20 protein-coding genes and 1 tRNA gene are annotated in these 20,001 nt (G+C 72.6%); 12 read left to right on the top strand and 9 right to left on the bottom strand.

The window, feature by feature from the left end; all coding sequences use genetic code 11:
- The first annotated feature begins 22 nt into the window (after positions 1-22).
- Both M1D56_RS12630 and M1D56_RS12625 read left to right on the top strand, forming a co-directional pair.
- The gene (locus M1D56_RS12630; protein WP_324014127.1) at positions 23-1,213 is read left to right on the top strand and encodes a sensor histidine kinase; all 1,191 of its coding nucleotides are present in this window, start codon (positions 23-25) and stop codon (positions 1,211-1,213) included.
- 28 nt (positions 1,214-1,241) lie between these two features.
- Positions 1,242-1,925 carry a response regulator transcription factor gene (locus tag M1D56_RS12625; RefSeq protein ID WP_271173587.1) on the top strand — a complete coding sequence of 228 codons (684 nt, stop codon included), beginning with the start codon at positions 1,242-1,244 and terminating at the stop codon, positions 1,923-1,925.
- A 71-nt stretch (positions 1,926-1,996) separates the two neighbouring features.
- Here M1D56_RS12625 and M1D56_RS12620 read toward each other — a convergent pair whose 3' ends face one another.
- Positions 1,997-2,524 (bottom strand): DNA modification methylase, encoded by a 528-nt coding sequence (locus M1D56_RS12620; protein ID WP_324014128.1) that lies wholly within the window; start codon positions 2,522-2,524, stop codon positions 1,997-1,999.
- 174 nt (positions 2,525-2,698) lie between these two features.
- Here M1D56_RS12620 and M1D56_RS12615 point away from each other — a divergent pair, with 174 nt between their 5' ends.
- Both M1D56_RS12615 and ispD read left to right on the top strand, forming a co-directional pair.
- Positions 2,699-3,184, top strand: a complete 486-nt coding sequence (locus M1D56_RS12615; protein ID WP_271173585.1) for a CarD family transcriptional regulator — start codon at positions 2,699-2,701, stop codon at positions 3,182-3,184.
- A 76-nt stretch (positions 3,185-3,260) separates the two neighbouring features.
- Positions 3,261-4,442 carry a 2-C-methyl-D-erythritol 4-phosphate cytidylyltransferase gene (ispD, locus tag M1D56_RS12610; RefSeq protein WP_456283741.1) on the top strand — a complete coding sequence of 394 codons (1,182 nt, stop codon included), beginning with the start codon at positions 3,261-3,263 and terminating at the stop codon, positions 4,440-4,442.
- Between the two features lie 10 nt (positions 4,443-4,452).
- Here the strand turns inward: ispD and M1D56_RS12605 are convergent, their stop codons facing one another.
- The gene (locus tag M1D56_RS12605; protein WP_456283740.1) at positions 4,453-4,914 is read right to left on the bottom strand and encodes a GNAT family N-acetyltransferase; all 462 of its coding nucleotides are present in this window, start codon (positions 4,912-4,914) and stop codon (positions 4,453-4,455) included.
- A gap of 1 nt (position 4,915) precedes the next feature.
- Positions 4,916-5,827 (bottom strand): DMT family transporter, encoded by a 912-nt coding sequence (locus tag M1D56_RS12600; protein ID WP_456285242.1) that lies wholly within the window; start codon positions 5,825-5,827, stop codon positions 4,916-4,918.
- Between the two features lie 86 nt (positions 5,828-5,913).
- Here M1D56_RS12600 and cysS point away from each other — a divergent pair, with 86 nt between their 5' ends.
- Both cysS and rlmB read left to right on the top strand, forming a co-directional pair.
- Positions 5,914-7,305: a cysteine--tRNA ligase gene (cysS, locus tag M1D56_RS12595; RefSeq protein ID WP_456283739.1), complete on the top strand. Its 1,392-nt coding sequence runs from the start codon at positions 5,914-5,916 to the stop codon at positions 7,303-7,305.
- The gene (rlmB, locus tag M1D56_RS12590; RefSeq protein WP_271173581.1) at positions 7,298-8,272 is read left to right on the top strand and encodes a 23S rRNA (guanosine(2251)-2'-O)-methyltransferase RlmB; all 975 of its coding nucleotides are present in this window, start codon (positions 7,298-7,300) and stop codon (positions 8,270-8,272) included. Before cysS ends, rlmB begins: the two co-directional genes overlap by 8 nt.
- A gap of 64 nt (positions 8,273-8,336) precedes the next feature.
- Here rlmB and M1D56_RS12585 read toward each other — a convergent pair whose 3' ends face one another.
- Positions 8,337-9,620: a DUF4032 domain-containing protein gene (locus tag M1D56_RS12585; protein WP_271173580.1), complete on the bottom strand. Its 1,284-nt coding sequence runs from the start codon at positions 9,618-9,620 to the stop codon at positions 8,337-8,339.
- A 78-nt stretch (positions 9,621-9,698) separates the two neighbouring features.
- A complete protein-coding gene (locus M1D56_RS12580) occupies positions 9,699-10,796 on the bottom strand; it encodes an ABC transporter ATP-binding protein (RefSeq protein WP_271173579.1) in 1,098 nt (365 codons plus the stop codon).
- Positions 10,797-11,066: 270 nt separating this feature from the next.
- On the opposite strand from M1D56_RS12580, the gene M1D56_RS12575 reads away from it, so the two are divergent.
- Both M1D56_RS12575 and M1D56_RS12570 read left to right on the top strand, forming a co-directional pair.
- The gene (locus M1D56_RS12575; protein ID WP_271173578.1) at positions 11,067-12,056 is read left to right on the top strand and encodes a DsbA family protein; all 990 of its coding nucleotides are present in this window, start codon (positions 11,067-11,069) and stop codon (positions 12,054-12,056) included.
- Positions 12,057-12,109: 53 nt separating this feature from the next.
- Positions 12,110-12,185, top strand: a tRNA-Thr gene (locus M1D56_RS12570).
- Positions 12,186-12,245: 60 nt separating this feature from the next.
- On the opposite strand, the gene M1D56_RS12565 is transcribed toward M1D56_RS12570, so the two are convergent.
- Positions 12,246-15,140: a glycosyl hydrolase gene (locus tag M1D56_RS12565; protein WP_456283738.1), complete on the bottom strand. Its 2,895-nt coding sequence runs from the start codon at positions 15,138-15,140 to the stop codon at positions 12,246-12,248.
- A 77-nt stretch (positions 15,141-15,217) separates the two neighbouring features.
- Positions 15,218-15,988, bottom strand: a complete 771-nt coding sequence (locus M1D56_RS12560) for a metal-dependent hydrolase (RefSeq protein WP_456283737.1) — start codon at positions 15,986-15,988, stop codon at positions 15,218-15,220.
- A 306-nt stretch (positions 15,989-16,294) separates the two neighbouring features.
- Here M1D56_RS12560 and M1D56_RS12555 point away from each other — a divergent pair, with 306 nt between their 5' ends.
- Both M1D56_RS12555 and M1D56_RS12550 read left to right on the top strand, forming a co-directional pair.
- A complete protein-coding gene (locus tag M1D56_RS12555; RefSeq protein WP_271173575.1) occupies positions 16,295-16,594 on the top strand; it encodes a hypothetical protein in 300 nt (99 codons plus the stop codon).
- 226 nt (positions 16,595-16,820) lie between these two features.
- Positions 16,821-17,771 (top strand): DMT family transporter, encoded by a 951-nt coding sequence (locus M1D56_RS12550; protein ID WP_456283736.1) that lies wholly within the window; start codon positions 16,821-16,823, stop codon positions 17,769-17,771.
- Between the two features lie 4 nt (positions 17,772-17,775).
- Here M1D56_RS12550 and M1D56_RS12545 read toward each other — a convergent pair whose 3' ends face one another.
- Positions 17,776-18,756 carry a DUF5937 family protein gene (locus M1D56_RS12545; RefSeq protein WP_456283735.1) on the bottom strand — a complete coding sequence of 327 codons (981 nt, stop codon included), beginning with the start codon at positions 18,754-18,756 and terminating at the stop codon, positions 17,776-17,778.
- Positions 18,757-18,821: 65 nt separating this feature from the next.
- Here M1D56_RS12545 and M1D56_RS12540 point away from each other — a divergent pair, with 65 nt between their 5' ends.
- Positions 18,822-19,154, top strand: a complete 333-nt coding sequence (locus M1D56_RS12540) for a cupin domain-containing protein (RefSeq protein WP_456283734.1) — start codon at positions 18,822-18,824, stop codon at positions 19,152-19,154.
- Entirely contained in the window at positions 19,154-19,447 is a 294-nt protein-coding gene (locus tag M1D56_RS12535; protein WP_456283733.1) for a DUF4287 domain-containing protein, read from the top strand. Before M1D56_RS12540 ends, M1D56_RS12535 begins: the two co-directional genes overlap by 1 nt.
- 1 nt (position 19,448) lies before the next feature.
- Here the strand turns inward: M1D56_RS12535 and M1D56_RS12530 are convergent, their stop codons facing one another.
- Positions 19,449-19,997, bottom strand: a complete 549-nt coding sequence (locus M1D56_RS12530; RefSeq protein ID WP_271173684.1) for a nitroreductase family protein — start codon at positions 19,995-19,997, stop codon at positions 19,449-19,451.
- Positions 19,998-20,001: the final 4 nt, after the last annotated feature.

Raw genomic sequence — 20,001 nt, 5'->3', positions numbered from 1 at the left:
GGCTGCACTCTACTCTGGAGACATGGACTCCACGCAGCTCGCGCTGCTCGCGCTCGCCGCAGGGATCATCCTCGGCGTCGGCGTGACCCTGATCGTGGTGCTCGCGTTCCGCGCCAGGGAGCGGGCGCTGCGCGAGCAGAGCCTCGCGCTTCCGCCGGCGCTCACGGCCGCGCTCGACGCGATCGACGACGCGACGGCCGTGATCGACTCCTCGGGCGCCGTCGTCTCGGTCTCGGCATCGGCGACGTGGCTCGGCCTGACTCCGGGGCAGGGGCTCGAGCAGCCCGAGCTCCGCGAGCTCGTGAAGGCCGCACGCGGGCTCGGCTCCTCGACCGAGTCGCAGACGCTGCGCATCCGCCGTGGCCGGATCTCCGACGACACCCGCCTCGTCGTCGCGCGCGCGACGGCGATCGCCGACCGGCTCACGCTGCTCATCGTGCGCGACATCTCGGAGCAGGAGCGCCTGCAGCAGATGCGGCAGGACTTCATCGCGAACACGAGCCACGAGCTGAAGACGCCGGTCGGGGCGATCGGCCTCCTCGCCGAGGCGATGGAGTCGGCCTCCGATGATCCTGAGCAGGTGCGCCGCTTCGCCGCGCGGATGTCGGCGGAGGCGCAGCGCCTCGGCCAGCTCACGGGGCGCATCATGAACCTGTCCAAGCTGCAGGCCGCGGACGAGCTCACCGAGGTCGGCGACGTCGCGATCGACGAGGTCGTCGCCGCTGCCCTCGAGCAGTACCAGGTGCAGGCCGAGTCGGCGGATGTCGCGCTCGTGCGCGGCGGCGACCGCGGGCTCTTCGTGCGCGGCTCGGCGACCATCCTCGTCGAGGCGCTCGGCAACCTCGTCGCGAACGCCATCGCGTACTCCCCGCGCGGCTCGCGCGTGGGCATCGGCGTGCGCGGAACCGCGGAGGCCGTCGAGATCGCCGTGACCGACCAGGGCATCGGCATCGCGGAGGCCGACCAGCAGCGCGTGTTCGAGCGCTTCTACCGCGCCGACCAGGCGCGCTCGCGCCGCACGGGAGGCACCGGCCTCGGCCTCTCGATCGTGAAGCACGCGGTGAATCGGCACGGCGGCGAGGTGCGGCTCTGGTCGCAGCCGGATCGCGGGTCGACATTCACCATCAGGCTCCCGCGCACGGAGGCCCCGCTCGTCGGCGCCGAGTCCGCGAAACGCAAGAGGAAGGGCGCCCGCGCGGTCGACGCCGCGTGACGAGGCGCCACGGAAGGAAAGAGAACGAATGACGCGTGTTCTGCTCGTGGAGGACGAACCCGACCTCGCCGACCCGCTCGCCTACCTGCTGCGGCGCGAGGGCTACGAGGTCGAGATCGCCGAGGACGGAGACGCCGCGCTCGCGGCGTTCCGGGACCAGGAGCCCGACGTCATCCTGCTCGACCTCATGCTTCCCGGGATGCCGGGCACCGAGGTCTGCCGTCAGGTGCGCACGACGTCGGCCGTGCCGATCATCATGCTGACGGCCAAGGACTCCGAGGTGGACATCGTCGTCGGGCTCGAGCTCGGCGCCGACGACTACGTCACGAAGCCGTACTCGGCGCGCGAGCTGCTCGCGCGCATGCGGGCGGTCATGCGCCGCTCGCTGCAGGCGGAGGCCGACCTCGACGAGCGCGTGCTCGAAGGCGGCCGCGTGACGCTCGACATCGACCGCCACACGGTGTCGGTCGACGGGGAGCAGATCAACATGCCGCTCAAGGAGTTCGAGCTGCTCGAGGTGCTCATGCGCAACGCGGGGCGTGTGCTGACGCGCGGCCAGCTCATCGACCGCGTGTGGGGCAGCGACTACTTCGGCGACACGAAGACGCTCGACGTGCACATCAAGCGCATCCGCTCGCGCATCGAGAAGGTGCCCAGCGAGCCGGTCATGCTCGTGACCGTGCGCGGCCTCGGCTACCGCTTCGAGGGCTGACCCCAGGACGCGAAGAAGGGCCGAGCGGGAGGATCTCCGCTCGGCCCTTCTTCACGCCATCGGGCGTCGGGTCAGTGGCCCTCTTCGCCGTGCTCGGCGGGGGCTTCCTTCTCGCAGTCGCTCGCGCCGCCGCCGGGCACGAGGTCGGCGAACTGCTCGAGGCAGCCGTCGAGCACCGGGACCTCGGTGAGGACGCCCTCGGCGTCGCCGGACTGGAAGTAGACGGGGAGCGTCGAGCCCGCGGGGGAGTCGATCGCGTCGAGCAGCAGCGGCTCGGTCTCCTCGGTGCCGAGGCTCACGACGCTCTCGGCCGGGATCCGCACCGTCTCGCGCTCGTCGCCCCACTCGAGCGTGAGGGTCGCGGCGCTGTCGGTGCGGTTGACGAGCGCGGCGGCGAGGTTGCCCTGGTCGCCGTCCTCGTCGGCGATGATGACCGCGTTGCGGATCTCGACGGGCGCGCCCTCGGCATCGGGGACGTTCACGCCGTCCGACGCGGAGTACTTGATCGTCGTCGCCTGCGACGTGATGGCCTGGCAGCCCGTGGCTCCCAGGATGACGAGGCCGGCAAGGGCGGCGGACGCGAGTGCGCGCGTGTTCACGGATCCTCCAGATGCTGCGGCGTCGCCCGTCGGCAGACGCTCCCACGCCATTCTAAAGGGATGGCGTGCGGGCCCGTGATCACGCGGATGGCGTGGCATGCGGGCCGATGCCGCGCGAACCTTAGTGCATCGCGAGCTGTGATATCCTTGAGATCGCCGAAAGGACACAATTCTATGCTTTTTGAGGTTGGCGAGACGGTCGTGTACCCCCATCACGGGGCGGCGACGATCACCGAAGTCAAGACTCGCGTCATCAAGGGCGAGGAGAAGATCTACCTCAAGCTGAACGTCACGCAGGGCGACCTCGTCATCGAGGTCCCCGCAGAGAACGTCGACCTCGTCGGCGTGCGCGACGTCATCGGCCAGGAGGGGCTGGACAAGGTGTTCGAGGTGCTGCGCGCCCCGTTCACCGAGGAGCCGACGAACTGGTCGCGCCGCTACAAGGCGAACCTTGAGAAGCTCGCCTCGGGCGACGTCATCAAGGTCAGCGAGGTCGTGCGCGACCTGTGGCGCCGCGACCAGGACCGCGGGCTCTCCGCCGGCGAGAAGCGGATGCTCGCCAAGGCCCGCCAGATCCTCGTCTCCGAGCTCGCGCTCGCGGAGAAGGTCGAAGAGGAGAAGGCCGCAGAGCTCCTCGACGAGGTCCTCGCGAGCAGCTGACGCGCGATCGATCGGAACGGCCCGGCTCACCTGAGGTGAGCCGGGCCGTTCCGCGTCCGGCGGGTACCGTGGGGGTGTGAGCACCGTCACGCCGTCGCCCCGTGTCGCCGTCATCGTCGTCGCCGCCGGATCCGGCACGCGCCTCGGCGCCGGCGCGCCCAAGGCCTTCGTCGGGATCGACGACCACACGATCCTCCGGCACTGCCTGGACCGCGTCTTCGCCGCCCGGCCCGCGCAGGTCGTCGTCGTCGCGCCAGAGGAGCGGGTCGGCGAGGCGCTGACCGACGCGCAGGAGGCAGCGGGCGCGCGCCGTGAGCTCGTCTCGGTCGTGGCGGGCGGGAGCACCCGCCAGCAGTCCGTCGCGGCGGGTCTCGCCGCGGTCTGGCCCGACGTCGAGATCGTGCTCGTGCACGACGCGGCGCGCGCGCTCGCGCCAGCCGAGCTCATCGACCGGGTCGTCGACGCCGTCGAGCGGACCGGATGGGGCGTCGTGCCCGTTCTCCCGGTCGTCGACACCATCAAGCGAGTCGACGGCGAGCTGATCACGGGGGTCGTCGACCGCTCGGAGCTCGCGTCCGCGCAGACCCCGCAGGGCTTCCGACGCGACATCCTCGAGACGGCCTACCGCGTGGCGGGCGAGGAGCACACCGACGACTCGGCCCTCGTCGCGGCCGCCGGCCATCCGATCGCGTCGGTCGAGGGCGACCCGCGCGCGTTCAAGATCACGACGCCGGCCGACCTGCAGCGCGCGCGGACTCTCATCAGCCCGGCCCCGGCCGGCCCCGCCCTGCCCCGCATCGGCGTCGGGACGGACGTGCACGCATTCGGCGGCGAGGGCGCGCTCTGGCTCGCGGGCCTCGAGTGGCCGGGCGAGCCCGCCCTCTCCGGCCACTCCGACGGGGATGCCGTCGCGCACGCGATCGTCGACGCGCTGCTCTCCGCTGCCGGCCTCGGCGACATCGGCTCGCGTTTCGGGACCGACCGCCCCGAGTTCGCCGGCGCGCACGCCGCCGCGTTCCTCGAGGACACCCGCGCCTACCTGGCGGCCGAGGGGTGGACCATCGGCAACGTCTCGGTGCAGGTGCAGGCCGCACGGCCGCGCTTCGCGCCGCGGCGAGCGGAGGCCGAGGCGGCGCTGTCCGCCGCGCTCGGCGGCGCGCCCGTGACGGTGTCGGCGACGACGACGGACGGCCTCGGGTTCACGGGCGCCGCGGAGGGCGTGCAGGCGTTCGCGGTCGCCCTCGTGCACCGCGCGTGAGCCGCGCGCGTCAGAGCGTGCGCGTCATGAAGGTCGAGAGCGGGTCGAGGACGTAGTCGTCGAACGGCCCGCATTCGACGAAGCCCTCGCTCGCATACAGGCCGCGCGCCGGGGCGAACGCGGCGTCGCTGCCGGTCTCGAGCCACAGCGACGCCATCCCGCGCGTCCGCGCCTCGGCGATGATGTGCCGCAGAACCGCGCGGGCGACGCCGCGACCCAGGTGCGTCTCGGCGGTGCGGAACGACTTGAGCTCGCCGCGCTCGTCGTCGAGGCGCTTGAGCGCGCCGATGCCGGCGATCTGATCGTCGATCCACGCCGACCACAGCGTGACCGACGGATGCCGCATCCCGTCGAGATCGAGCGCGTGGACGCTCTCGGCGGGTGTGCCGGCGTGCATGCCCGCGAGGTGGATGGCCGCGAGCGCCTGGGTCGCGGGGTGGGTCAGGTCGTCGACGCGGATGTCGATGGTCATGTCAGGCCTCCAGGGCGTAGGGGCGGATGGGGCGCCGCGCGCCCCTGGCGAGCAGGACGAGTCCGATGGCGAGGGCCGCGAGCCCCGCGATGCCCAGCGGCGCGAGGCGCTCGCCGAGCACGATCACGCCGATCAGCGCGGCCGTCAGCGGCTCCGCGAGCGTGAGGGTCGCGGCGGTCGGCGCGGGCACACGTCGCAGGCCCCACGTGAACGAGGCATAGGCGAGCGTCGTCGCGCCGAGGCCGAGCCACAGCGCCATCGCGGCGCCGTCAGGGCGGGCGAGCCATGCCAGGTCCTGGAAGGGCAGCAGTGCGGCGGCGAGCAGGGCCGCGACGCCGCCCGCGACGCCCATCACGGTGAGGGGCTGCCAGCCGCCGTCGAGAAGGCGCCGCTGCGCGACGGCGAAGACGGCGAAGGACGCGCCGGCTCCGACAGAGGCGGCCACGCCGAGGGGCGCGGTCGCCGCGCCCTCCTGACCGCCCAGGGCGAGCAGGGCCACGCCGCCGGTCGCGATGAGGGTCGCGACCATCCAGGTGCGCCCCGGCGCGCGGCGCGTGAGCGCTCCCTCGATCGCGCCGGCGAGCACGGGGGAGGAGCCGAGGGCGATGACCGTGCCGACCGCGACGCCGTTCACCGAGGCGCCGAGGAAGAACAGCGGCTGGTACGCGAACAGGCACACGCCCGCGATCGCCATGAGGAGCAGCGGGCGCGCCTCGGGCCGCGGAGACCGGACGCCGCCCGTGCGTCGCGCCCACGCGCCGGCGACCGCCGCGAGTGCCGCGAGGGCGAGACCGCCGACCGCGACGCGGACGGCTCCCACCGCGAGGGGCGTCGTGCCGTCGGGGCCGAGGGCCTGCGCCGTCCCCGTCGTCCCGAACAGGACGGCCGCGGCGAGCACGGCGAGGACGGACATCACCCTTCGGTTCTACACGCTCCGGATGACGTCCGTGTGACGCGGGCCGCCGGGGCGGGGCGGACGGCGGCCAGTAGTCTGAGGGGGTGACTCTCCGGCTGTACGACACCCGCGCTCAGACGCTGCGCGACTTCGCGCCTCTCGACCCGGAGAACGTGACGATGTACGTGTGCGGCCCGACGGTGCAGTCCGGCCCGCACATCGGGCACCTGCGGGGCGCCCTCGCCTTCGACCTGCTGAGGCGATGGCTCGCGCACCGCTACCCGCGCGTGACGTTCGTGCGGAACGTGACCGACATCGACGACAAGGTGCTCGCCAACGCGACCGACGCCGAGCCGTGGTGGGCGCTGGCCTACCGCATGGAGCAGGAGTTCACCGCCGCCTACGCGGCCATCGGCATCCTGCCCCCGACCTACGAGCCGCGCGCGACCGCATCCATCCCGCAGATGCAGGAGCTCATCCAGGAGCTCATCGAGCGGGGTCATGCGTATGCGTCAGCGGGCGACGTCTACTTCGACGTGCGGTCGTGGCGCGCGTACGGCGCCCTCACACGCCAGTCGGTCGACGCGATGGAGGACGCGGCCGACGCGGATCCGCGCGGCAAGCGCGATCCGCACGACTTCGCGCTCTGGAAGGGCGCCAAGCCCGACGAGCCGCGCAGCGCGGTATGGGCGTCGCCGTGGGGCGAGGGGCGCCCCGGGTGGCACATCGAGTGCTCGGCGATGTCGCGCCGCTACCTCGGGCCGGCTTTCGACATCCACGGAGGCGGGCTCGACCTGCGCTTCCCGCACCACGAGAACGAGCTCGCGCAGTCGACCGCCGCCGGAGACGCGTTCGCGAGCTACTGGGTGCACAACGGCCTCGTCACGGTCGACGGGCAGAAGATGTCGAAGTCGCTCGGCAACTTCACGCTCGCGGCCGACGTGCTCGCTGCCGAGGATCCGCTCGTGGTCCGCTACGCGCTCGCGGCAGCCCACTACCGCTCGAGCCTCGACCTGACGGACGCGTCGTGGCGCGAGGCGGAGGCGGCGCTCGCGCGCATCCGCGGCTTCCTCGAGCGGTTCCTGCGCGTGCATCCGCGCCCCGAGGCGGCCGAGATCCCCGGCGCGTTCGCGGACGCGATGGACGACGACCTCGGCGTCCCGCAGGCGCTCGCGGTCGTGCACGAGACCGTCCGCGCGGGCAACACCGCGCTCGATGCGGGCGATGAGGCGGCGGCGCGGGACGCGTTCTCAGCCGTGTCCGCCATGATGGACGTCCTGGGCCTGGATCCGTTCGGCGCGCTCGCGCGGAGCTCCGGAGACGGCCCGACGGCAGAGTCCCTCTCCGCCCTCGTCGAGCAGCTCATCGCGCAGCGCGCCGAGGCGCGTGCGGCGAAGGACTGGGCGAGCGCCGACCGCATCCGCGATGCATTCGCCGCGGCGGGCATCGCCCTCGAAGACACCGCACACGGAACCACTTGGAGCATCAATGGCTAAGCCTGGACGACCCGGCGCCGCGAAGGGCAAGAAGGGCCCCACGAAGGGCACGGGCGGCAAGAACCGCCGGTCGCTCGAGGGCAAGGGCCCGACCCCGAAGGCCGAGGACCGGCCGTACCACGTCGCGCACAAGCGCAAGCAGGCCGCCGAGCGCCTCGCCGCCAAGCGCGGCGGGAGCGCGCAGAAGCCGCAGCAGCGCTCGTCGCGCCCGAAGGACGACACCGAGAACGTGACCGGGCGCAACAGCGTGCTCGAGGCCCTGCGCGCGAAGATCCCCGCGACCGCGCTCTACATCGCGCAGCGCGTCGAGATGGACGACCGCGTCAAGGAGATGCTCGCGATCGCCCGGAACCGCGAGATCCCCGTGCTCGAGGTCACCCGCCCCGAGCTCGACCGCATGGCCGGCTTCGACGGCGTGCACCAGGGCGTCGCGCTCAAGGTGCCGCCGTACGAGTACGCGCACCCCCAGGACCTCCTCGAGCAGGTCGTCGACACGGGCGCGACTCCGCTGTTCGTCGCGCTCGACGGCATCACCGACCCGCGCAACCTGGGCGCGATCATCCGCTCGACCGGCGCGTTCGGCGGCCACGGCGTCATCGTGCCGCAGCGCCGCTCGGCCAGCGTGAACTCGGCGGCGTGGAAGACGAGCGCGGGCGCCGCCGCGCGCATCCCCGTGGCGATCGCGCCGAACCTCACGACCACGCTCAAGGAGTTCAAGAAGCAGGGCGTCTTCGTGCTCGGCCTCGACGGCGACGGCGACGTGTCGCTGCCCTCGATCGAGCTCGCCGACCGCCCGGTCGTCATCGTCGTCGGCAGCGAGGGCAAGGGCCTCTCGCGCCTCGTGACGGAGACGTGCGATCAGGTCGTGTCCATCCCGATCTCCGACGTGACCGAGTCGCTCAACGCGGGCATCGCGGCATCCGTCGCGCTCTACCAGGTCTCGACGATCCGAGGCGCCCAGGCGTAACCCGCGCGACGGCGCGGGTTCGCCGCGAAACGGGGCAGGCGCCTGCGGGCCCTGCCCCGCTCAGTCAGACCAGGTCGCGCCAGTCGCGCGCCTCTCCCGAGGCCGTCGCGAGGGGCTCGGTGAGCGTCTCCGTGAGGGGGCCCATGATCGTGGCCTCGTCGCGCCGGTGCCGCAGCACGTCGCGGATGTAGCTCGTGAGCGTCTCGGCGAGCGGCACGGATGCGCCGCGCGCCTGCGAGAGATGCCAGCGGTGCTCGAGCACCTGGTGGAACACCTCGGCGGGCTCGAGCTTCGCGCGCATCTCATAGGGGATGGCCCGGACGACCGGCTCGAAGACGCGCGTCACCCACTCGTGCGCGGCGACCTCCTCGTCGGACGAGCGCGAGATCCGCGAACGGTACTCGTCGAGGTCGTTGAGGAGACGGCGGGCCTGGTTCTCCTCGGCGTCGAGGCCCGTGAGACGCAGCAGGCGGCGACGGTGGTGCCCCGCGTCGACGACCTTCGGCTGGATCGAGACGCGCGTGCCGTCGGGGTCGGTCTGGATCGTCATCTCGTCGATGTCGAAGCCGAGCTCGTTGAGCCGCTGCACGCGCTCGGTGATGCGCCAGGTCTCGGTCAGGGCGAACGACTCGGCCTCCGTGAGCGCCGACCACAGTTCGCGGTAGGTCGCGACGAGCTGATCGGCGACCTCGACGGCGTCGACGCCGATCTCGACGCGTCCGCCGGCCTCGAGGTCCATGATCTCGCCGGCGATGTTCGTGCGCGCGATGTCGATGTCGTGCTCGCGCTGACCATCCGTCAGCCCGCCCTCATAGAGATCGCCGGTCTCGGCGTCGACGAGGTACGCGGCGAACGCGCCGGCGTCGCGGCGGAAGAGCGTGTTCGACAGCGAGACGTCGCCCCAGCGGAAGCCGACCTTGTGCACGCGCACGAGGAGGAGGGCGAGCGCATCCACGAGGCGCGTGGCGGTGTCGGGCCGCAGCGTCTGCGTGAACAGCGCGCGGTACGGCATCGAGAACTTCAGATGCGCGGTCACGAGGGCCGCGGGGAGCGGGTTGCCCTGCTCGTCGGTGCGCCCGTCGATGACCGCGACGCGGCGCACGCACGGCACCTCGAGGCGCTGCAGGGCGCCGAGGAGCTCGTACTCGCGCTGGGCCATGTGCGCCGTCGTCTCCTTGACGGCGATGACCATCCCCGACAGCTCGCTGAAGCGGACGATGTGCCGCGAGATGCCCTTCGGGAGCTTAACGATCGCGCTGCTCGGCCACTCGGCGAGCTTCGTCCGCCAGGGCAGCGTGAGCAGCTGCGGGTCGATCTCGGCGGCGGTGATGCGAAGCGAATCGGCCATAGAGAAGATCTTCCCCCAGAAACGGCGACGGCGCGGACGAACCCGGAGGTTCGCCCGCGCCGTCGCGCGGTGACAGCGTTACGCCGAGACGATCGCCTTGTCGAGCAGGCGCTCGCCGGTCTCCACGTCGAAGACGTGGATGTGGTCGGGCGTCGGCAGGAGCGAGACGGTGTCGCCCGCCATCGGGTGGCGGCGGCCGTCGACGCGCGCGACGATCTGCGCGTCCGAGCCCTCGACGTGGCCGTACAGGTAGCCGTCGGCGCCGAGCTCCTCGACGAGGTCGACCTTGACCGCGAGGCCCTCGCTGCCGGCGGGGCCGACGATGAAGTCCTCGGGGCGGACGCCCGCCGTCACCTTGGAGCCGTGCGCCTTGTTGAGCGCCGACGCGTCGACGCCCACGACCTTCGTGCCGAAGCGGATGCCGCCCTCGGCGATCTCCGCGGGGAACAGGTTCATCGCGGGCGAGCCGATGAAGCCGGCCACGAAGACGTTGTTCGGCTTCTCGTACAGGTCGCGCGGCGTGCCCACCTGCTGGAGGAGGCCGTCCTTGAGGACCGCGATGCGGTCGCCCATCGTGAGCGCCTCGGTCTGGTCGTGCGTGACGTAGACCGTGGTGACGCCGAGGCGACGCTGGAGCGACGCGATCTGCGTGCGGGTCTGCACGCGGAGCTTGGCGTCGAGGTTCGACAGCGGCTCGTCCATGAGGAACACCTGGGGCTCGCGGACGATGGCGCGGCCCATCGCGACACGCTGACGCTGACCACCCGAGAGGGCCTTCGGCTTGCGGTTGAGGTACTGCTCGAGGTCGAGGAGCTTGGCGGCCTCGAGGACGCGCTTGGCGCGCTCATCCTTGCTGACGCCGGCGATCTTGAGCGCGAAGCCCATGTTCTCGGCGACCGTCATGTGCGGGTAGAGCGCGTAGTTCTGGAACACCATCGCGATGTCGCGGTCCTTCGGCGGCACGTCGGTGACGTCGCGGTCGCCGATGAGGATGCGGCCGTCGTTGACCTCTTCGAGGCCCGCGAGCATGCGCAGCGAGGTGGACTTTCCGCAGCCCGAGGGGCCGACGAGAACGAGGAACTCGCCGTCGCCGATCTCCAGGTTCAGCTTGTCGACCGCGGGACGGGTTCCGCCCGGGTAGAGGCGGGTGGCGTCGTCGAAAGTGACACTGGCCATGGTTCTTCTCCTTCACCGGCAGGTACGTGCCGGACGATCCGTAGTGAATGGAACCGACGGTGCGAACCGCCGTAGACCCCTCGTCGGGTCTCGGCTCAGTATGCCATCGAATCCGCGCGCGTGGGGAAATCGTTTGCTGACGAGCGGATGGCGCGGGCGCGGAGACGGCGGATCTGCCGTGTCTGCCGGGGCATTTCCCAGTGACACGCTCTAGCCTCTTCGAGGTCGACCGCCGGTACCCGTGGCGGCGAAGGGGAGTGCGAGCAGGCGATGACGAACGAGAACCCGATCGTTCCCCCGGGCAGCGAGCGACGCGATGCTGTGCGGGAGAAGGCGCAGAAGGTCAAGGCGAAGCAGACGCGCGCGAAGATGCTGCGTCGAGGCGGGATCACCCTCGTGATCGTCGCGGGCGTCGCCGCGATCGCGTTCGCGGTGACGAGCGTCGTCGTCCCCGCCCTCAACCGCCCGACCCTGACACCGGAGAACCTCGAGGACGACGGCATCGTCGTCGCCGACTCCGACGACCTGTCGCCCATGGTGACGAGCTCGCTCGAGGCCACCGAGCCCGCTGCGCCCGAGGCGGAGCGCGCGAGCTCGGCGTCCGCCGTCAGCATCCGCGTGTACGTCGACTACCTGTCCGAGGGGTCCGCGCAGTTCGAGCAGACGAACTCGTCCCAGCTCGCGGAGTGGGTCGCCCAGGGTGCGGCTGACCTCTCGTACCACCCCGTGGCCCTGCTCACGGCCAAGTCGAACGGCTCGAAGTACTCCCTGCGCGCAGCGGGCGCGGTCGCCTGCGTGCGCACTCACGCGCCCGAGTCGGCGCTCGCCTTCAACCACGAGCTGCTCGTCGAGCAGCCCTCCGTCGACAGCGAGGGGTACACCGACAAGGAGCTCGCCGCGCTCGCGGCCGCCGTCGGCGTCGACGACACGAAGGCCGTGCGCGAGTGCATCGAGAACGAGGACTTCGTGACCTGGGCGAGCGAGACGACCCAGCGCGTCCTCGAGGAGCCGCTCCCCGACACCGAGGACGTGCGCCTGACCGGCGCGCCGATGATCCTCGTGAACGGCCGTCCGTATCAGGGTCAGCTCGACGACCCGGCCGAGTTCGCGCAGTTCGTGCTCACCGTCTCGAGCGAGGCCTACTACTCGACGGCCTCGCCGACGCCGACTCCCGCCGAGGAGCCCGAGGCGACAGAGGAGCCCGAGCCCGCGCCGAGCGAGACCGCGGAGCCCGAGCCGACCGAGACCCCCGCGGAGTAGCGGATCCCGTCGCCGCGCGACGGTATGCTTTCCAGGTCCCCTCGGGGACCCGCGCCGGCTTAGCTCAGTTGGTAGAGCACCTGTCTTGTAAACAGGGGGTCGTCAGTTCGAACCTGGCAGCCGGCACCATCACGCGGCCGCGCCCGGGCCATCCGCTCGATCAGCGGATGGCCCGGGCGCGAGCCGCGTTCAGCGCACGCGGATGGCGTCGATCGCGTGCTGCCCCGCGTCGAGGCGCAGGTTGACGCCGCGGACGTCGCCGAGCTGACCGCGGCACTCGGATGACAGCGCGCCGAGGTCGATCGCGACCGACGCTCCGTCGGAGACAGGGTCACCGGCGGGCAGTTCGCACCAGCTCCACGAGGGGCCGACCTGCAGCGCGAGGCTGATCGACGTGCCGGTCGTCTCCGCGACGTCGATGACGAGCGTCGAGCGGCCGGAGAGGTCCCACGAGCCGGTCGCCCAGATCCATCCGCTCTCCGCGAGGTCGACCGTGAGGCGTCCGTCCGCGGCGTCGATGGCCCCGTTCGCGGCCCATCCCTGCGGTCCGTCCGCGAAGTCGAAGAGGGGCGTCGGCGGCTCCGTGCCCGGGGCCGCGTCGAAGGCCCGCAGGGCGCGGGCGAGCTCCGCCCGCGTCACGGGACCGCGCATCCCGAAGCGGTCGTGGCCGGCGGGCTCGACGATGCCGTTCTGCGTGACCCACGCGATCGCCTCGGCCGACGGGTGGGCGGGCGGCACATCGTCGAAGTCCGCGGGCTCCGAGGGCGTCGGCGCGCCCGCGAGCTCCCACAGCGCGTGGGCGAGCTCGGCGCGCTCGACGGGCGCCTTCGCCGTGCCCTCGACCGCCGGGGCATCCTCCCGGTACGCCGCGAGTGCGCGCGTCGCCTCGGCACGCGTCACGGGGCGCGCGGGGTGGAAGCGGCCGTTCGCGTCGCCGAGATCGACGACCTCGTCGTGCAGCCAGGCGATCGCGGCGTAGTCGGGGTCGTCGCGTTCGACGTCGACGTAGACCGGCGGCGGGGGCGTGCCCTCGACCGCGCGGAGCTCGTCGACGACGATGGAGCCGTCGACGGCGCCTGCGTCGGCTGCGTTGACGAACACGCTGAACTGCGACACGTGGGCGAGGGCCTCGGGCGTGAGGCGGCGGTCGGCGTTGGCGGTGTCCCAGGGAGCGGGGCGCCAGTCGGCGAAGGGGATGGTGGCGAGGTAGGGGTCGTCGCCGGCGAGGGAGGGGTAGGCCTCGAAGGCGACGCCGTCGGCGACGAGCTGGAGGACGAGCCGGTTGCCGGACGCGTCGGGATCGATCCACGCCTGGAAGTCCCAGAACGACGACCAGTCGCCCGAGACCGGCCTGCCCGCACCCGTGTACGACTGCGTCGCGAAGGAGTACGACAGCCGCATCGCGGCCTCTCCGCCTCCGACCGCGTCGCCCTCGGCCGCGCGGGCGAGCTCGAGGACGTTCGCGTTCTGGGGCAACCACCTGCTCTGCAGGGCGGCGTCGGCGTCGTAGGACTCGAAGTCGTCGACGACGCCGAGCGGCAGCACCGGCTCGGGACCGAGGACGACGGTCGACGCCGTGGTCTCCACTTCGGCGCCGCCCGCGAACACGCGCAGGGTCAGCCCGTGCGACGTGTTGTCGAGCTGCTCGGGGTCGACCTCCCACGCCCCAGTCCACCACATCCCCCCGTCAGCCGGGGCCGCGAGCTCGATCACGTCCCCCGCATCGGTCGTGACCGTCACGCGATCGGCCGCGTGACCCGTCACCGATGCGCGCAGCTCGACGGGCCCGGCCTCCACGCGCGCGCCGTCGGCGGGAGACGCGAGGTGCGCAGCGGCCGAGGCGACGGACACGGTCTCGGCGTCGTAGACGCCCGCGAGATCGTCGGCGAAGAACGTGCGCGGGTCGTCGTGGTAAGCCTGGAAGTCCGGCAGCATCTCGCCCTCGACCGGGAAGTAGGGCGTCGAGTCGCCGCCGTAGTTCGCCCACGTCATCATGTAGGCGGTCCGCGCCGCGTCGGGATCCGACATGATCGCGTCGAGCACATCCGTGAACCACGTCACGTTCGCGTTCTCGCCGTCGGGGCGCACGCCGCCCGAGATGCCGAACTCCGTCAGTGCGCTGATCTTCCCGCGCGCCTGCGCGAGCCGGCCCATCATGCCGAGGTCGGCGACGAGCCCGTCCAGGAAGCTCTGCGCGGCGCCCGAGCTGTCGTAGACGTCGTAGCCGAGCACGTCCACGAAGTCGTCGCCGGGGTACGTGCGCAGGTACAGGTCCTCGTCGCCGCCGAACCCGCCCCCGGGCGAGAACGCGTACAGGAGGTTGTGCACGTCCTTCACGTCGCGCAGGTACTCGACCGTGAAGCGGAACAGCTCGGCGTACTCGCCGGGCAGGCCGAACGCCGCGCCCCACCAGAACCACGAGCCCGCGTTCTCATGCCACGGGCGGAACACGATCGGGATGGCCGTGCCGTCGGCGGCGACGGCGGCATGCGCGGTCGCGGCGATGCGATCGAGATACGCGCGGAGCGCATCGTGCTGCGCTCCGCCGGGGAGGACGGCGCGCAGCGCGTCGCCCGAGGTGTCGTAGAAGTCGCCGCCGGTCGCGAGGTTCTCCATGTGGATCGTGAGAGTGCTGATCGCCCCGACGTCGTGCGCCTGGCGGATGTTCGCCGCCAGCTGCTGCGCCTTCGCCTCGCGCTCGGCGAGCGGCATGCCCGCGGTCTCGAGCGTGTCGAATCCGATGACGGCCGGATGGTCGCCCGTCGCGGTGAGGGTGTCGGAGGACGTGCCGTCCTGCGCGGGGAAGGACTCCCCGAAGTACAGGTCCTCCTGGTGCCCGAACAGGACGCCCTCTGCGTCGATGTCGCGCAGGTACGCGAAGAGCGAGCGCGTCTCGGGTGTCGCGTCCGGGTCGACCAGGTCGACCTCGGCCGCGATGGGGGCGGCGTGCGCCACCGGAGTCACGGCGAGCGGAGCCGCGAGGCCGAGCGCAAGCGCGACGGCGACCGCGGCGCGCCTGCCGCGTCCTCGCGGTCGGACGAGACGGGATGGCTGCGCCCAGGCGGGCGCGGGGGTGCTGTTCATCGGCGAACCTCCTCAGGTGGGCGTCGGTGCCCACAGAAGTCCTACCGCGACTTAGTTACACATGTCAACAAACTTCCTCACATCCCTCCCGCGAGGACAGCGGCCGCCTCGGCCGCGACGCCCCACAGGGCGTAGCAGCTGAGCGCGGCGAAGAGCGCCTGCTCGCGCCAGGATCCCGTATCGCCCAGGACCGGCACCGCGATGCCGCCGCCGCGCAGCCACACCCGGCGGAGCAGCGGCGTGCGCCGCGCCCACCGAGGAGCGCGCACGCGGATGGGCCACAGCAGCGGGATGCCGCCGGTCGTGAGGAGGTCGCCGGCGAGGTGCGCGAGGTATCCGACCCCGACGCACCATGGGAGCCAGGAGGTCTGCGCGGGGGCGAGGAAGCCGGCTGCCGCGCCGAGCGCCGCACCGCCCGCCCACGCGAGGGGCCACCGTCGCGCGATCCGCAGCACCTTGAGCGCGAAGGCGGTGCACGCCGCGACCGCGATCGCGACGCCCAGGTGGTAGGGCTCGGCGGAGCCGTCCGGGTGCCAGACGACCTCCCCGAGGAAGCGCATGCCGACGATGACGCCGAGCACGGCGAGCAGCGAGTGCATGCCCTTCCGGTGCCCGCCCGACACGGCGCCGACGACACCTGCCGCGAGTCGCCCGGCGATGGGCACGGAGTGGGCGATCGTCGCGCTGTGATGATCCGCGTCGGGCAGGAGGGCGGCGCCCGCCGCGATGGGCGCGCCGAGCAGCACCGCGGCGGGTGCGAGCTCGTGCGCACCCAGGGCGGGAAGCGTCGTGGCGGTGAGCGCGATCCAGGCGGCGGCGCCGCTGGCGGCGTGCGAGGTCCCCATCATGTCGGGGGTCTCCTTGGAGGTCGAAGGGCGTGGCGCGTCACGACGTCGGGACGACGTTCAGGCTATGTGCGCGCGCCGACATCGCCGGGCGCGGCGACACGCGGATGGCCTTCTCCGCCCGCTGCAGGTAGACTGGACGGAGCTTGCAGTGCGATGTCCGCCGCCTCTCACGGCCGATCGCCGCAGCTCACCGGCTCAGGGCCATCCACGGATCCCCTCGCACAGATGCGAGCGGCGATCGCCCGGAGCCGCCGCATCGCGGGCATGCCCACGCGGCCGCCCGCACTCAGACGAGAAGAGCACGACATGACCATCACCCACCTCGACGACCCTCACCATACCGACGAGCCGCTTGCCTGGAAGCAGGCGGCAGATGACGTCTTCGTCGCGACGCATGCCGGCGAGTTCGCGGGCTTCGTCACGGTCGACGGCCGGCGCCACCTCGCGCACGACCGCCATGGCGTCGCGATCGGCGAGTTCGCCTCGCTCGCGACCGCCCTCGCGGCGCTCGAGGAGCGCGCCCGCGACGTGAAGCCCATCCTCAAGGCCGCGCACCCTCCCCGCACGCCTCGCCCGCGCCGACTCTCACGGCGCGCGATCGCCTGACCGCGCGCCGCCGGCGGCTGCCGCTCCCGAGCTGTGCCGGGATTCGGATGCGCGGGGCCGGTGTGCGCGTGTCGGCCACAGGCGTGCACATGCGCACCACGGATCCGATTCCCGTGACGCGCTGTGCCGCGACGTGACGAGGCACCGACGTGACGAGGCACTGCGCGCGGTTGCGGCCCGGTGCCGCCGTAGGATGGCCGAGGTCGCACGAGCAGGGGGAGGCGCGATGGACCGCGGAGCGCCGAAGCACCGGCTCGCGATCGCGATCGGCGTCGGCGGCGCCGTCCTCGTGGGCGCCCTCACGGCCATCCAGGCGCGCGTCAACGGGCAGCTCGGCGTCGCGCTCGACGCCGCACTCGTGGCGGCCCTCATCTCGTTCGGGTCGGGCCTCGTCATCCTGCTCGTGCTCGCGCCGCTCCTCCCGAGCGGCCGCGCTGGCGTCCGCGCGCTCCGACCGGCCCTGCGCGAGCGCCGTGTGCCCTGGTGGATGCTCGTGGGCGGCGCGGCGGGGGCGTTCAGCGTCGCGACGCAGAGCTTCACGGTCGCCGTCATCGGCGTGGCCATGTTCTCGGTCGGCATGGTCGCAGGCCAGACCGTGCACGGACTCGTGCTCGACCGCATCGGCTACAGCCCCGCGGGCGTGAGCGCCGTGACGCTGCCGCGGGTCGCGGGAGCCGCCCTCGTGCTCTCGGCGGTCGTCGTGTCGCTGACCGGAGACGCCGTGGCGCGGGCCCCGCTGTGGATGCTCGTCCTGCCGTTCCTCGTCGGGGCCGGCGTCGCGTGGCAGACGGCGACGAACGGGCGGCTGCGCCAGGCCGTCGGCTCCGCGTTCGCGGCGACGCTCGTCAACTTCATCGGCGGGACGGCCGTGCTCGCCGTCGCCGCCGTCTGGCACCTCGCGACGGCGGGTGCGCCCGCGTCCGCGCCGCGCGAGCCGTGGCTCTACCTCGGCGGAGCGCTCGGCGTCGCGTACATCTTCATCTCGGCCGCGCTCACTCCGCGCACGGGAGTGCTGCTCATGACGCTCGGATCGGTGCTCGGCATGCTCGGCGCATCCGTCGTCCTCGACGTCGTCTGGCCGCCCGCCGCGCCGCCCGCCTTGTGGCAGCGCGCGCTCACGGTGGCGCTCGCCGCGGGCGGCGTCGTCGTCGCGACCGTGCGCGCCGGGCGCCGCTGACCGGTCAGCCAGCGAGGAGGGCCTCGCCCAGCGGCGTGCGCGCATGGAGCATGCGCTGTCCGGACCGCCGCGACGTGATGAGCCTCGCGTCGCGCAGCGCGCTGAGGTGATGCGATGCCGTCGCGATCGCGAGCCCGGTCGCCGTGGCGACGGCACTCGTCGAGAGCGGCTCCCGCAGTGCCAGGAGCACCGAGAGCCGCCCCTCGCCGAGAAGCCGGCCGAGTGCGGCCGCGTGCGCGCCCCCTTCGCGATGCCAGTCCTCGGCGACGCCGAGCGCGGGGTAGAACAGCGTCGGCTGCGCCGGCGGCTCGGTGATCACCGAGCACCGCCGCGCGAACACCGACGGCACGAGCACGAGGCCGCGCCCCGTGCAGTCGACGGTCTCCTCGTGGCGCGTGAGCTCGACGCGCACGGAGTCGGCCGACCAGTCCACGGCCGGGTGAAGCGCTGTCGCCATCGCGCCGATGCCGGCCGTCGTGACGACCCGCGTCCGGGCCACGATGTCCGCCCGCACGAGGCGCTCCAGCTGCGACCAGGATGGGGCGAGCACGGCATCCCACACGGCGTCGGCGGCCTCGGCGATGACGGCTCGCGCGCGGTGCGGGTCGTCGAGAAGCCGGAGGAGCGTCGTCCGCTCGCGGCACGTGCTGCGGTCGACGCGCTTGCGGAGGTCGACCTGCATCCCCGGCAGCGGAGCCCGGCGGCGGCGCGCCGCCTCCTCGGCAGGGTCGAGATCCCACGAGGGCTCCGAGGTGAGGAAGTCGGGGACGTAGCCGTCAGCCCCGACGACGGTCCGCAGCAGCTCGAAGGCAGGGCGCGGAACGACGTCGCGGGCCTGTCGCAGCCATCCCCACTGGAGCGGGTTCTCCGCGGGGCGGGCGAGGGATCGCACCGCGTGCACGAGCTCGTGCCCCGGCGAGATGCCGAATCGGATGGCCGACACGTCGTCCGGGCGCAGGCGGAACTCGACGAGCTTTCGATGCACGTCGAAACCTTATCCTCGCGGAACCGCGCCTGCGAGAGTCGCGTCGTGAGAGAGAGGAGCCGCTCATGGGCATCGTGACGGCGGATGGGATCCGCATGTCGGGCAGCAGGACGCTGCGCTTCGAGGGGCGGGAGCACGGCGCGGCCGTGTCGTTCTTCCATGTCGACAACGAGCCGGGTCAGGGGCCCGGGCTGCACCGCCATCCCTACTCGGAGACCTGGCATGTGCTCGCGGGCGAGGCCACGATCACGATGGGCGAGGAGACGATCGTCGCCCACGCGGGCGACACCGCGACCGTCGGAGCCGGTGTGTGGCACGGCTTCGTCAACTCGGGCGATGGGCCTCTGCGCATCCTCTGCATCCACGCATCCGACACGATGATCCAGGAGTTCCTCTGATGTCCTTCCAGGCGTACCTCGACAACATCGAGACGAAGACCGGCGTCACGCCGCGCGCCTTCATCGACCTCGCCGCCGAGCGCGGCTTCGGCCCCGGGACCAAGGCGGGCCCGATCATCGAGTGGCTCGCCGCCGACTACGGCCTCGGCCGCGGCCACGCGATGGCGCTCGTGCACGTCATCACCAAGGGCGACCGCATCGACGCCAAGCACGTCGGCAGCGGGACCGCCCACAGCGACGCGTCGGACCGGCTGTGGCTCGACGGCAAGGACACCCGGCCCGCGGGCTGGTGACCTAGGGGCGCTCGCCGCCCGGCATCCTGCCGAGGATCCGGTCCGGGTCGACACCGGGCCGGAACCCCTCGCGGTCGCGCGGAGGGCGCCCGCCGACGTACAGCCATCCGAGGAGCTTCTCGCGGCGGGTGAGGCCGTGCGCCTTCGCGACCGCGGGGGAGCGCACGAAGGCGCCCGTGCGCCACATCACACCCCAGCCGGCCTCGTCGAGGAGCAGGCTCAGCAGGTGGGCCACGCCCGACGCGACGGCCTCCTGCTCCCACTCCGGCACCTTCTCGGACGGGCGGGGGCTCGACACGATCGCGATGAGCAGGGGAGCGCGCAGCGGCTTCGTCGAAGGTCCGTCGCCTGTCGCCTCGCCGATCGCGCGGCCGAGCCGCAGACGGTCGTCGCCGCGCAGCTCGATGAGCCGCCACGGGGTGAGGTTCGAGTGGTCGGCGACGCGACCGGCCGCCGCCACGAGCGGCAGCAGCTCCTCGCGCGTGGGAGCCTCGTCGGTGACCTTGGACGATGAGCGCCGCGCGCGGGCGGCCTCGAGTGCGGAGCCCATGCGC

The sequence above is a fragment of the Microbacterium sp. JZ101 genome, from assembly GCF_053903175.1.
The sequence above is the reverse complement of the archived record's forward strand: the minus strand, read 5'-3'. Positions and strand labels throughout refer to the sequence as shown.